Origin of the sequence: Stenotrophomonas maltophilia, assembly GCF_900186865.1 — a bacterium.
Lineage (GTDB): Bacteria > Pseudomonadota > Gammaproteobacteria > Xanthomonadales > Xanthomonadaceae > Stenotrophomonas > Stenotrophomonas maltophilia.
Map to the genome: position 1 here is coordinate 2,481,336 of NZ_LT906480.1, position 12,255 is coordinate 2,493,590.

The following is a 12,255-nucleotide window of genomic DNA, read 5'->3' on the forward strand; positions in this document are numbered from 1 at the left end:
CTCAGAACTCGTCCTTCTTGGTCAGTTCCAGCTCCATGGCGTCGGCGGTGCGGATGGCCGCATCGATGGCGTCGCTGAGCTGGTCGGCAGTGGCATCGGCGTCGATCTTGACCACGAACATGGCGGTGGTGTCCTGCTTTACCCAGCCGCCCATCTTGGCATCCTGCGAATCTTCCAGCAGGCGGTTGGCCACGGCCACCGGGAACTGCTTGGTCTTCGCGTTGTAGGCCGGCGACCAGATCTCGCGGATGTTGTGGGTACCGAAATCTTCCACCGACGAACGCACGTAGACCATCTGGGTGCGGTCACCCTCGACGTCGAAGACCATGCGGTAGTCGCCGTCCTCATCGACTTCGTAGGTGTAGCCCAGCTTGTCCAGATGGCGGGCCACGGCCTTGTCGGCGTCTGCGGCGGCAGCGGAGCCGGTGGCAGCCAGAGCGATCAGGAGGGCGGGGAGAAGGGTCCTTTTCATGAAGATCCTGTGAAACAGTGTTGAGAGAGGGTGCAATTGTGACGGTGGGCGTGCGTGCCGTCCAATCTGCGGCAGGCCGACGCAGGCGCGCCCGAGCCTCTATAATGGCCCGATGCCCCATGAGTCTTCCCCCGATTCCCAGCACGAGCACGGCGTCGCCGTAGAGGCCGTGCGCCCGGAAGTGGCGCCGCCGCCGTTCTACCAGGTGATGCTGCTCAATGACGACTACACCCCGATGGATTTCGTGGTGGATGTGCTGCAGCAGTTCTTCAGCATGGACTTGGACAAGGCCACGCAGGTGATGCTGCACGTCCATACCCGCGGCCGCGGCGTGTGCGGGGTGTTCACCCGCGAAGTGGCCGAGACCAAGGTCGCCCAGGTCAACGAGTACTCGCGGATGAACCAGCACCCGCTGCTGTGCACGATGGAAAAGGCCTGACCAGCTGCCGGTTCTCGTCCGGGCACATCGATCCCGGATGGGTGTGCCCACCAAGGTGGGCACCTACCAAGGCAGAAGCCCGTGTCGATCAGGGATGGCGCGTGCCCACCAAGCTGGGCGCCTACGGGGTGGGTTTCACGCTTCCGCCAGCGCCTCCAGGGCCATCCGGGCGACTGTCTCGTCGATATCGGCCGGGTCGCCGTCATCCCTGAACCACACTGCCGACAGCGCAGTGCTGGCCGCGATCCAGCGCAGCAGGCGTGTGCGTTCCAGTTCGGCCAGCGCACAGACCTGCTCAAGGCGGATCGCAAACCGCTCGGGCCGCGTCGCAACGTGGATGCCCGGACCACAGAGGTCCGGGTTGCTGAACATCGTCGTGTAATCGAACGCACGGTCCCCCAGCAGTCGCTTCGGGTCGATCGCCAACCAGCCGCGCGGGCCGAAATCCAGCACATTGTCATGATGCAGGTCGCCGTGCAGCGGGCGGATCTCCTGTTCGTCATGCAGCAGCCCCTCCGCCAGTGATCTGCACTGTTCCAGCAGTGGCGGCAGGACAGCCCTTGGCTGCAGCAGGTCGGCGAACCATGTACGCAGGCAGACCAGTTCCGCTGGCGGCGCGCTCCGTGGCCGGTGCAGCCGCTGCAGGGCCTGGCACAGGATCGCGGTGCAGGCGTCATCGTCGCCCTCGATCGAGCGTTGCCGCAGCGAGTCACCGCGGGCACGCTCGATCAGGATCGCAGGCCCCTCGTGGGCCAGCAGGCGGGCGGCGCCATCGCCGTTCCACCAGCGTAGCAGGCGATGGCTGTTCTGCTCCTCGGTCTCGCTGCTGATCTTCAGCATCGCTGGCTCGCCCGCAGCGGTCAGCACCGGCCAGAGCCGGGCGTGGGGCGTACGGATGGCCGGGCCATCACGCCGCAATCGCCAGCGGCTCAGGTAGGGTTCGCTCATGCTGGGTGGGCTGTCCTGGAGTGAATGAACATCAAGCGATCTGTACTGCTAACGCCATCTGAACGCCGCAATCCGCTAGGGTGATGGAAATCGCGTAGTCAGGCCGCATATTGTCCCCATCTGCCGCCGGAGTAATCCATGTTCAGCAAAGACCTCGAACACACCATCGGCCAGTGCTACAAGCGCGCCCGTGAGGCCCGGCATGAGTTCATGACGGTCGAACACCTGCTGCTGGCACTGCTCGACAACCCGTCAGCCCAGGCCGTACTGAAGGCCTGTGGTGCCGATGCCGACCGCCTGCGCCAGGAGCTGGAGCAGGCCATCGAGGCCTCCGTGTCCCGCCTGGCGGAAGACGATGGCCGCGACACCCAGCCGACCCTGGGCTTCCAGCGTGTGCTGCAGCGGGCCGTGTACCACGTGCAGTCCTCGGGCAAGAAGGAGGTCACCGGCGCCAATGTGCTGGTCGCCATCTTCGGCGAAAAGGACTCCCACGCCGTCTATTACCTCAACCAGCAGGATGTGACCCGGCTGGATGTGGTCAATTACCTGTCCCATGGCATCGCCAAGCTGGGCGATGAAGGCGAGCAGTCGTCTTCGTCCCCGGAGGGCGAGAGCCGCATGGAAGGCGGGGAGGGCGAGCCCAAGGGGGATGCCCTGACCGAATTCGCCAGCAACCTCAACGACCAGGCCCGGGCCGGTCGCATCGACCCGCTGGTCGGCCGTGCCGACGAGATCGAGCGCACCATCCAGGTCCTGTGCCGCCGCCGCAAGAACAACCCGCTGTACGTCGGTGAGGCGGGCGTAGGCAAGACGGCCATCGCCGAGGGCCTGGCCCGCCGCATCATCGAAGGCTCGGTGCCCGACGTGCTGGCCGACGCGGTGATCTACTCGCTCGACCTGGGCGCACTGGTGGCCGGTACCAAGTACCGTGGCGACTTCGAGAAGCGCCTGAAGAGCGTGCTGACCGCGCTGAAGAAGGTGCCCAACGCGGTGCTGTTCATCGACGAGATCCACACCATCATCGGTGCCGGTTCGGCGTCGGGCGGCACCATGGATGCGTCCAACCTGATCAAGCCGGCGCTGGCGTCGGGCGAGCTGCGCTGCATCGGCTCGACCACGTTCCAGGAATACCGCGGCATCTTCGAGAAGGACCGCGCGCTGGCGCGCCGCTTCCAGAAGATCGACATCGTCGAGCCGACGGTGGGCGAGACCTACGAGATCCTGCAGGGCCTGAAGTCCAAGTACGAGCTGCATCACGGTGTGACCTACTCCGACGAGGCCCTGCAGGCCGCAGTGGACCTGTCGGTGAAGCACATCGGCGACCGCCTGCTGCCGGACAAGGCCATCGACGTGATCGACGAGGCCGGTGCCCGCCAGCGCCTGCTGCCCGAGGAGCAGCGCAAGGAGCTGATCGACGTCGAGGAGGTCGAGGCGATCGTGGCCAAGATGGCGCGGATCCCGGCCAAGCAGGTCAGTGCCACCGACAAGGATGTGCTGCAGCACCTGGAGCGCAACCTGAAGATGGTGATCTTCGGCCAGGACCCGGCCATCGAGACGCTGTCCTCGGCGATCAAGCTGGCCCGTTCGGGCCTGGGCAACCCGGAAAAGCCGATCGGCAATTTCCTGTTCGCCGGCCCGACCGGTGTCGGCAAGACCGAAGTGACCAAGCAGCTGGCGTTGCAGCTGGGCATCGAGCTGGTCCGCTTCGACATGTCCGAGTACATGGAGCCGCATTCGATCAGCCGCCTGATCGGCGCGCCTCCGGGCTACGTCGGTTTCGACCAGGGCGGCCTGCTGACCGAGAAGATCGTCAAGACGCCGCATTGCGTGCTGCTGCTGGATGAGATCGAGAAGGCGCATCCGGACATCTTCAACATCCTGTTGCAGGTGATGGACCGCGGTGTGCTGACCGATACCAACGGTCGCGAAGCGAACTTCAAGAACGTGGTGCTGGTGATGACCACCAATGCCGGCGCCGCGCAGGCCTCGCGGCGGTCGATCGGCTTCACCAAGCAGGACCATGCCACCGACGCGATGGAGACCATCCGCCGCAGCTTCACCCCGGAATTCCGCAACCGTCTTGACGCGGTGGTGCAGTTCCAGGCGCTGGGCTTCGAGCACATCCTGCGCGTGGTCGACAAGTTCCTGATCGAGCTGGAGATGCTGCTGCAGGACAAGCACGTCAGCCTGTCGGCCACCCCGACCGCGCGCGACTGGCTGGCCCACCATGGTTTCGACCCGCTGATGGGTGCCCGTCCGATGGCCCGCGTGATCCAGGACAAGATCAAGCGTCCGTTGGCCGACGAACTGCTGTTCGGCAAGCTGGTCAACGGCGGCAAGGTCAGCATCGACGTGCGCGACGACGAGCTGGTGGTCGAGACCCAGGCCGAGCCGGAGCGGCTGCTGCCGGTCACGGTGGAATGAGCTGACGCCGCAGGCTTGGCGTGAAAGACTGGAAATGACAAGGGCGGCTTCGGCCGCCCTTGTCGCATGCACTGCAACTCAACGCCCCTGCTGCGCCAGCCGCCTGAAGGTCGCCGCATCGATCGGTTCGATCCGGGTCACGGTGCAGTGATTGCTGTCGGTTTTCAGTGTGCTGCGGGCATCGCCGCAGATCCGTTCAGGGGTGCTGGGCGTGAAGAAGACATAGCTGGCCGAGGCGGCAGCGCCCAGGCAGCGCTTCTGCAGGTGCACCCGATAGTGGTTGTCGCCGTCGCGCAGCAGCACCTCGCGTTCCGTGCTGGAGGGGCGGATATCGCGATTGGCGCCGAGGGCAATGCACTCGGACGCGTTGGAGGGCTTGCTGGATTCAGCGGCGAATGCCGCCAGGGGGAGGCTGACCAGCAGAACTGCCGGCAGCAGGACGTGCGGGAGCAGGGCGTTCATGATCGGGAGGGGGTGGCGATCCGGACTGGATCGGATCCCACGATGCCGCGGCGGCTGCAGGCGCGAATCTGCCGCAAGCGGGGCTGACCGACGCCACGGTGAGCTCGGTCACGGTGACCTCCGGCAGGGCCGGATTCCGGGCATGACAAAAGGCCAGCAACCAGGGCTGGCCTTGTCGAGTGGCGCCAGGCGCCGACCGCTTACTTCATGCGGTAGGTGATACGACCCTTGGTCAGGTCATACGGGGTCATTTCAACCTTGACCCGGTCACCGGTGAGGATGCGGATGTAGTTCTTGCGCATGCGGCCGGAGATATGGGCGATGATTTCGTGCCCATTTTCCAGGCGAACGCGGAAAGTGGTGTTCGGCAGCGTCTCGCTGACGGTGCCCTCGAACTCGATGGAATCGTCTTTCGACATGTAGTCCTGTGCGGTTCAGAAAACGGCCACGCTGGGCCTAAGGCGCGGTATTTTACGCTTGACGGCGCCAGCTTGCAAAGTTTGTGTTAACCCCCGGCCAAACGCCGTGCTGGCAGGCGTCCAACCGCTTGGGTCCACGGGCCTTCCCGGCCGTCACCGCGCACGGCCCGGCGCACGTGCTGCAGGAATTCCGCGCGCGGCAGGTGCTCGGCGCCCATCCGCAGCAGGTGCGGATTCTCCACCTGGGCATCGATCAGTTCCCAGCCCCAACCATGCAGGGTGGATGCCAGGGCGGCCAGGGCGATCTTGGAGCCGCCGCTGGCGCCGCTGAACATGCTTTCGCCGAAGAACATCGACCCGATTGCCACCCCGTAGATGCCACCGACCAGGGTCTGCCGGTCCCAGACTTCAAACGAATGGGCGAAGCCCAGGTCGTGCAGCTGGCCGTAGGCCTCGACCATCGCCGGGCTGATCCAGGTGCCGTCCTGGCCGGGCCGCGGTGCTGCCGCACAGGCGCGCATCACGCGGCTGAAGGCGGTGTCGGCGGTGACCTCCCACGTACTGCTGCGCAGCTGGCGGCGGAACCGGCTGGACAGATGCACGCCCTCGGTGCGGAACACCATGCGCGGGTCCGGCGACCACCACAGGATCGGCTTGCCCTCGCTGAACCACGGAAAGATGCCGCCAGCGTAGGCATTGAGCAGGCGCACCGGGTGCAGGTCACCGCCGACGGCGAGCAGGCCATCGGGCTGGCGCAGCGCGGTCTCGGCTGGAGGAAAGGGGGCGTCCGGCGCATCAGCCAGGCGCCAGGGCAGCTGGCGGGTCATGCCGCCATTGTATTCGCCGTGGTGACCGCTGATGTCTGGCACCATCAGCGTCCAACGGCAAGGAGCCCACGCATGAGTGACGCGATCACCGCCATCCTCGATGTGCACGACAACCCGCGCACGTGCAACGACAGCCAGAGCATGCTGCTGGCGCTGGCGACTGAGCAGCCGGGCCAGCTCGGTGCGCTGATGCGGCTGGCCCTTGCCCGGCGTTCACCCAGCTCGGCCTTTCTCGACATGACGCTGGATCTGCTGCCCGACGAAGCGGTTGCGCCGATCTGTGCCGAGGCCTGGCGTCGCTATCGTGATGGCGAGCGCGGTGAGCTGCTGGCCAGCGTGATCGAATTCGCCAGCTACCAGGCGCCGCAGGTGCTGCAGGACGACTGGGAGGCCTTGCTGGCGATTGCCAGTGAGAATGAGCTGCAGCTGGCTTCGCAGGTGTGGCGGGGCCTGCCGTCTGCCACTGCCGTGCAGTGGGCGCAGATTCTGGCCGAAGCCGATGACGATCGCGAAATGGCGCGGGCCAGGGCGCTGCTGCTCGCGGCGCAGCCCGAGAGCTATGCCGTTGCCCGCGGCTACCTCGCTGACTGGGGCGCGCTGGATGCTGAGGTCTGGGCGCATTGGGCCGGCGTGGCTGATGGGCCGCTGCCGCGCCGCCTGCATGGGGAGCGGCCGCTGCACATCCGCTTTGGCCGCGAGCAGCATCGCGCGCAGCAGGCGGACGAACCGAGCTGGCGCAAGCGTATCTGGCGCCTGCACCCGACCTGGAATGGTGGGCAGGTGCACCATGCGGGGCAGATGGGAGGGCCGCTGGAAGCGTTGTGTGGCAGCTGCCATGCACCGCTGCAGCGCCTGCTGCGAACCGACGCTGCCGCGGTGCAGCCGGGCGCGGCGGGTGAGATCACGCTGGGCCTGTGCCTGGACTGCTGCGGCTGGGAAGACCCGCCCGTGCGCTTCTATCGCCACGATGCCGTCGGCCTGCCCAGCTGCCACCCCAGCCAGCGTCTGGAGGTGCCGGCCACGCCGACCGACAGCGGTGACCTGATGCGTGCCGAGATCGGCCTGGTCGCCATGGATACCATGCGGTGGCAGCAGCAGGACTGGGGCCAGTCCAACCATCGGCAGAACCTGTCGCGCGTGGGCGGCGCGCCCAGCTGGGTGCAGAGTGCCTGGTACCCGGCGTGCATCGATTGCGGCGAGGAGATGCCCTTCGTGATGCAGCTGGATTCGACGCTGCCGACCACGAGTGAGGGCACGCTGCTGTGGGGCAGCGGCGGCATGCTCTATACGTTCTGGTGCGCGACGTGTCGGGTGAGTGGGCACTTCTGGCAGTGCACCTGAGCGCAGCGCGCTCGCCATTGTCCTGATAGGTGCCAACGTTGGTTGGCGCGCCCCGCTGCCCTGGTAGGTGCCAACCTTGGTTGGCACGCTTCTCGGCGCCGCGCCAGTCGAGCAAGCCCGACTCTACGGCTCTACGCGGAACGGCCCATGCCCCTGCAGCTCCTGCTGGTAGCGCCGCACATCGCGCCGTTCCTGCCGGCACCAGTCCTGCAGTGCTTCTGCGAAATCCGCATCGGCCACCCAGTGCCGGCTGCGCACCAGCGTCGGCAGGAAGCCCCGCGCCAGCTTGTGCTCGCCCTGTGCACCCGGTTCGAATCGGGTCAGCCCTTCGCGCAGGCAGTACTCGATACCCTGGTAGTAGCAGGCCTCGAAGTGCAGGCCGGGCAGGGTGGCGCCGCCCCAGTAGCGGCCGTACAGGGTGTCGCCACCGCGCAGGCACAGCGCGCCGGCAATCGGCTCGCCGTCCTGTTCGGCCAGGAACAGCACCAGCCCGCGGCCCAATGAAATGGCCAGATGGCGCAGGAAGGCCTCGGTGAGCGCCGGGGCGTTGCCGTACTCGAGGAACGTCTGCAGGTAGAAGCGATACATCGCCTGCAGGTCCGCGCGGCTGGCTTCATCGCCGTGCACCACGCGGAAGGTGATGCCCTGGCGGGTGACTTTGGCCCGTTCCTGGCGGATGTTCTTGCGATGCTTGTGGTTCATCGCGCCAAGGAACTGCTCGAATGTGGCCCAATCGCCCGGGTTCTGCCACTGGAACTGCACGTCTTCGCGCAGCAGCCAGTCATCGCCGAACAGCGCCTCGTCCACTGCGGTGTGGAAGTTGATATGGGCCGAGGACACGTCCAGTGCAGGCAGCGCCTCGCGCAATGCCGACAGCAAGGTGGCGCGACCTGAATCGTGACGGGCCAGCAACCGCGGGCCGGTGACCGGCGAGTACGGCACCGCGCCCAGCCACTTCGGATAGTAATCGCGGCCATGACGGGCATACGCGTTGGCCCACGCATGGTCGAACACGAACTCGCCGTGCGAATTGGTCTTCAGGTAGCCCGGAATGGCGCCGACCAAGCTGTCGCCTTCCCAGAGCGTGAAGTGCCGGGGCTGCCAGCCCCAGTCCTCGCGCAGGCAGCCGTGCTGTTCAAGGCCTGAGAGGAAGGCGTGGCTGACGAAGGGGTTCTGACCGTCGTGCAGGGCATCCCAGTCGGTGGCGGGGATGGACTGCAGGGAGTCGAGGAAGCGGGGGGAAGGCATGAGGGAAGGATAGGGCAGATGAAACAGAAAGGCCGACGCACTGGCGTCGGCCTTTCATCCGGAGTCGGGCGTGGCTCGGCCCTACAGGAGCGGGTCAGCCTCTCAGCTGGCCTTGCCCTGCGCGTCCAGGTAGCGCTCGGCATCCAGTGCGGCCATGCAGCCGAAGCCGGCCGAGGTGATCGCCTGGCGGTAGTGCTGGTCGGCCACGTCGCCGGCGGCGAACACGCCTTCCACCGAGGTCTGGGTGGCATTGCCGCCCAGGCCCGAGCGGATTTCCAGGTAGCCGTTGTTCATCGCCAGTTGGCCGTCGAACAGGGTGGTGTTCGGGTGGTGGCCGATGGCCACGAAGAAGCCGTGGGCGTCGATGTCGCGGGTGCTGCCGTCCAGCGTGGACTTCACGCGCACACCGGTCACGCCGGCGTCGTTGCCCAGCACTTCTTCCACCTGGTGGTGCCAGACGGTCTCGATCTTGCCTTCGGCCACCTTCTTGAACAGCTTGTCCTGCATGATCTTTTCCGCCTTCAGTGTGTCGCGGCGGTGGACCAGGTAGACCTTGCGGGCGATGTTGGACAGGTACAGGGCCTCTTCCACGGCGGTGTTGCCGCCACCGACCACGACCACGTCCTGGTCGCGGTAGAAGAAGCCGTCACAGGTGGCGCAGGCGGACACACCGCGGCCCTTGAACTCGTCTTCGGTCGGGATGCCCAGGTACTTGGCGGTGGCGCCGGTGGCGATGATCAGCGCATCGCAGGTGTACTCGTGGCTGTCGCCGATCAGCTTGAACGGACGCTGCGACAGGTCGGCGGTGTGGATGTGGTCGAAAATGACCTCGGTCTCGAAGCGCTCGGCATGGGCCTGCATGCGCGCCATCAGGTCCGGGCCCATCAGGCCGTGGGCGTCACCCGGCCAGTTGTCCACCTCGGTGGTGGTCATCAGCTGGCCGCCCTGCTGCAGGCCGGTGATGACGACCGGCTTCAGGTTGGCGCGGGCGGCGTAGACGGCGGCGGTCCAACCGGCCGGGCCGGAACCGAGGATGACGAGGCGCTGGTGGCGGGAGGGCAGGCTGGTGCTCATGTAAACTCGCGAAAAGGTAGATGGGACAAGGCGCTGGCGATGTTTGCGCAGCATCCTTGGCTGGTCATAGAGTGGCGGCTGGGGCAGGGCGATTCAAGCCGATGAACGGAACGCCGTCATCCAGCAGTGGTTTCGGCCCCCGGATTGGCCTGCCGGACGTCGCATAACTGAAAACTGACGCCGTCTCATTTATTATCAATCACTAACAGCGCATTCCAAAGGTATGGTCTAAGGTGGCGAAGCAGGTCCCCGAACGCTCCAAGTCCGACGACAGCAAGGCGTCACGTCGCACGGCCGCGGCGGCGACGACCGACAATCCACGCCGCCAGCGCCTCTGGCGCGATCTGGGCCTGATCGCCATCGCGCCGGCCCTGCTGTACCTGGCGGCCAGTCTTTTCACGTATTCAGCGACTGATCCGGGCTGGTCGCATACCGGCAGCGTGGTCGCGCCAGTGCACAACCTGGGTGGCCGCGCCGGGGCCTGGATCGCCGACGTGCTGCTGCAGCTGTTCGGCTACATCGCCTTCCTGCTGCCGGTGGTGCTCGGCGCGCTGGCGTGGATCGCCATGTTCGGGCTCAAGCGAGAGAGCAAGGGCGAGAACGACCTGGACCCGGCGCTGCGCCTGGTTGGCCTGGTCGGCTTCCTGATTGCCGGCACCGGCTTCCTGCATGTGCGCCTGTTCAGTGGCGATGTCTCCAGTGCCGGCGGCATCCTCGGCAAGCTGGTCGGCAATTCGCTCACGGTGGGCTTCGGCGCGCTGGGCGCCAACCTGTTCGTGCTGGTGCTGCTGCTGGCCTCGATCACGCTCGCGACCGGGCTGTCCTGGTTCACGGTGATGGAGAAGATCGGCCGTGGCGTGATGTCGCTGGCGCCGTTGCTGGAACGCAAGAAGGAAGAAGTCACCGAGTGGAAGCAGACCCGGGTGATGCGCGAGGAGCGCCAGGAAGTGCGCAAGGCCGACGCCGAGGTGCGCGCCAAGCGCGAGCCGGTGAAGATCGAGCCGCGTCCGGAGCCGGTGATCGAGAAGAGCGATCGGGCCAAGCGCGACACCCAGATTCCGATGTTCCGCGGCGTCAACGGTGATGGCTCGGACCTGCCGCCGCTGGCGCTGCTGGATGATCCCAAGCCGCAGCCCAAGGGCTACGACGAAGAGACGCTGGAGACCCTGTCGCGGCAGATCGAGTTCAAGCTGAAGGACTTCCGCATCGATGCGCAGGTGGTCGGCGCCAATCCCGGCCCGGTCATCACCCGCTTCGAGATCGAGCCGGCACCGGGCATCAAGGTCAGCCAGATCAGTTCGCTGGACAAGGACATCGCGCGCGGCTTGTCGGTGAAGTCGGTGCGCGTGGTCGACGTCATTCCGGGCAAGTCGGTGATCGGCCTGGAAATCCCCAACGTCACCCGCGAGATGATCTTCCTGTCCGAGCTGCTGCGCTCGAAGGAATATGACAAGTCGACCAGCGTACTGACCCTGGCGCTGGGCAAGGACATCGCCGGTCGCCCGACCGTGGCCGACCTGGCACGCATGCCGCATCTGCTGGTGGCCGGTACCACCGGTTCGGGCAAGTCGGTGGCGGTCAACGCGATGGTGCTGAGCCTGCTGTTCAAGGCCTCGCCGAAAGACCTGCGGATGCTGATGATCGACCCGAAGATGCTCGAACTGAGCGTCTACCAGGGCATCCCGCACCTGCTGGCACCTGTGGTCACCGACATGAAGGAGGCCGCCAACGGCCTGCGCTGGTGCGTGGCCGAGATGGAGCGCCGCTACAAGTTGATGAGCGCAGTGGGCGTGCGCAACCTGGCCGGCTTCAACAAGAAGGTGAAGGAAGCCCAGGACGCAGGACAGCCGCTGATGGACCCGCTGTTCAAGCCGAACCCGGAGCTCGGCGAGGCACCGCGTCCGCTGGAAACGCTGCCGTTCATCGTCATCTTCATCGACGAATTCGCCGACATGATGATGATCGTCGGCAAGAAGGTGGAAGAGCTGATCGCGCGCCTGGCGCAGAAGGCGCGTGCGGCCGGCATCCACCTGATCCTGGCCACGCAGCGCCCGTCGGTGGACGTGATCACCGGCCTGATCAAGGCCAACATCCCGACCCGTATCGCCTTCCAGGTCAGCTCCAAGATTGACTCGCGCACCATCCTCGACCAGTCCGGCGCGGAAACACTGCTGGGCCACGGCGACATGTTGTACCTGCCGCCGGGCACCGCGCTGCCCGAGCGCGTGCATGGTGCGTTCGTGTCCGACGATGAAGTGCATCGCGTGGTCGAGCACCTCAAGGCGATGGGACCTGCCGACTATGTCGACGGCGTGCTGGACGAAGTTCAGACGATGGGCGACGGCGTGGTCGTCGGCGCCACCGGCCTGCCCGAGAACAGTTCGTCCGGCGACGAGTCCGACCCGTTGTATGACGAAGCGCTGCGGGTGGTCACCGAGACCCGCCGTGCATCGATTTCCGGCGTGCAGCGCCGGCTGAAGATCGGCTACAACCGTGCAGCGCGACTGATCGAGGCCATGGAAGCGGCCGGCGTGGTCAGCCCGCCCGAGCACAACGGCGACCGCACGGTGCTGGCACCGCCGCCGCCGAAGTAAGACCCGA

At 66.2% G+C, this 12,255-nt stretch carries 11 protein-coding genes; 4 read left to right on the top strand and 7 right to left on the bottom strand.

The genetic code is table 11. The annotated features are described in order from the left end of the window. Nucleotide 1 precedes the first annotated feature (1 nt). A complete protein-coding gene (locus tag CKW06_RS11935) occupies nucleotides 2-472 on the bottom strand; it encodes a hypothetical protein (RefSeq protein ID WP_005409591.1) in 471 nt (156 codons plus the stop codon). Nucleotides 473-584: 112 nt separating this feature from the next. Here CKW06_RS11935 and clpS point away from each other — a divergent pair, with 112 nt between their 5' ends. Further along, a complete protein-coding gene (gene clpS, locus CKW06_RS11940; RefSeq protein ID WP_038645966.1) occupies nucleotides 585-911 on the top strand; it encodes an ATP-dependent Clp protease adapter ClpS in 327 nt (108 codons plus the stop codon). Between the two features lie 135 nt (nucleotides 912-1,046). On the opposite strand, the gene CKW06_RS11945 is transcribed toward clpS, so the two are convergent. Then, entirely contained in the window at nucleotides 1,047-1,859 is an 813-nt protein-coding gene (locus CKW06_RS11945) for an APH(6) family putative aminoglycoside O-phosphotransferase (RefSeq protein ID WP_024958751.1), read from the bottom strand. A 138-nt stretch (nucleotides 1,860-1,997) separates the two neighbouring features. Here CKW06_RS11945 and clpA point away from each other — a divergent pair, with 138 nt between their 5' ends. Further along, a complete protein-coding gene (clpA, locus tag CKW06_RS11950; protein ID WP_005409594.1) occupies nucleotides 1,998-4,283 on the top strand; it encodes an ATP-dependent Clp protease ATP-binding subunit ClpA in 2,286 nt (761 codons plus the stop codon). Between the two features lie 78 nt (nucleotides 4,284-4,361). Here clpA and CKW06_RS11955 read toward each other — a convergent pair whose 3' ends face one another. The 3 genes from CKW06_RS11955 to aat all read right to left on the bottom strand — a co-directional run bounded on the left by CKW06_RS11955 (nucleotide 4,362) and on the right by aat (nucleotide 5,991). After that, entirely contained in the window at nucleotides 4,362-4,745 is a 384-nt protein-coding gene (locus CKW06_RS11955; protein WP_024958750.1) for a hypothetical protein, read from the bottom strand. Nucleotides 4,746-4,945: 200 nt separating this feature from the next. Next, entirely contained in the window at nucleotides 4,946-5,164 is a 219-nt protein-coding gene (gene infA, locus CKW06_RS11960; RefSeq protein WP_005409596.1) for a translation initiation factor IF-1, read from the bottom strand. 86 nt (nucleotides 5,165-5,250) lie between these two features. Next, nucleotides 5,251-5,991, bottom strand: a complete 741-nt coding sequence (gene aat / locus CKW06_RS11965; protein WP_024958749.1) for a leucyl/phenylalanyl-tRNA--protein transferase — start codon at nucleotides 5,989-5,991, stop codon at nucleotides 5,251-5,253. A gap of 72 nt (nucleotides 5,992-6,063) precedes the next feature. On the opposite strand from aat, the gene CKW06_RS11970 reads away from it, so the two are divergent. Continuing rightward, the gene (locus tag CKW06_RS11970) at nucleotides 6,064-7,332 is read left to right on the top strand and encodes a hypothetical protein (protein ID WP_024958748.1); all 1,269 of its coding nucleotides are present in this window, start codon (nucleotides 6,064-6,066) and stop codon (nucleotides 7,330-7,332) included. 123 nt (nucleotides 7,333-7,455) lie between these two features. Here CKW06_RS11970 and CKW06_RS11975 read toward each other — a convergent pair whose 3' ends face one another. Both CKW06_RS11975 and trxB read right to left on the bottom strand, forming a co-directional pair. After that, entirely contained in the window at nucleotides 7,456-8,580 is a 1,125-nt protein-coding gene (locus CKW06_RS11975; protein ID WP_024958747.1) for a GNAT family N-acetyltransferase, read from the bottom strand. Between the two features lie 102 nt (nucleotides 8,581-8,682). Then, nucleotides 8,683-9,654 carry a thioredoxin-disulfide reductase gene (gene trxB / locus CKW06_RS11980; protein WP_005409600.1) on the bottom strand — a complete coding sequence of 324 codons (972 nt, stop codon included), beginning with the start codon at nucleotides 9,652-9,654 and terminating at the stop codon, nucleotides 8,683-8,685. Between the two features lie 233 nt (nucleotides 9,655-9,887). On the opposite strand from trxB, the gene CKW06_RS11985 reads away from it, so the two are divergent. Beyond that, nucleotides 9,888-12,248 (top strand): DNA translocase FtsK, encoded by a 2,361-nt coding sequence (locus tag CKW06_RS11985; RefSeq protein ID WP_005409601.1) that lies wholly within the window; start codon nucleotides 9,888-9,890, stop codon nucleotides 12,246-12,248. The last annotated feature ends 7 nt before the right edge of the window (nucleotides 12,249-12,255 follow it).

Coding starts and splice junctions, on each gene's coding strand:
- CKW06_RS11935 (WP_005409591.1), bottom strand. CDS start 472: ATGAAAAGGACCCTTCTCCCCGCCCTCCTGATCGCTCTGGCTGCCACC.
- clpS (WP_038645966.1), top strand. CDS start 585: ATGCCCCATGAGTCTTCCCCCGATTCCCAGCACGAGCACGGCGTCGCC.
- CKW06_RS11945 (WP_024958751.1), bottom strand. CDS start 1,859: ATGAGCGAACCCTACCTGAGCCGCTGGCGATTGCGGCGTGATGGCCCG.
- clpA (WP_005409594.1), top strand. CDS start 1,998: ATGTTCAGCAAAGACCTCGAACACACCATCGGCCAGTGCTACAAGCGC.
- CKW06_RS11955 (WP_024958750.1), bottom strand. CDS start 4,745: ATGAACGCCCTGCTCCCGCACGTCCTGCTGCCGGCAGTTCTGCTGGTC.
- infA (WP_005409596.1), bottom strand. CDS start 5,164: ATGTCGAAAGACGATTCCATCGAGTTCGAGGGCACCGTCAGCGAGACG.
- aat (WP_024958749.1), bottom strand. CDS start 5,991: ATGACCCGCCAGCTGCCCTGGCGCCTGGCTGATGCGCCGGACGCCCCC.
- CKW06_RS11970 (WP_024958748.1), top strand. CDS start 6,064: ATGAGTGACGCGATCACCGCCATCCTCGATGTGCACGACAACCCGCGC.
- CKW06_RS11975 (WP_024958747.1), bottom strand. CDS start 8,580: ATGCCTTCCCCCCGCTTCCTCGACTCCCTGCAGTCCATCCCCGCCACC.
- trxB (WP_005409600.1), bottom strand. CDS start 9,654: ATGAGCACCAGCCTGCCCTCCCGCCACCAGCGCCTCGTCATCCTCGGT.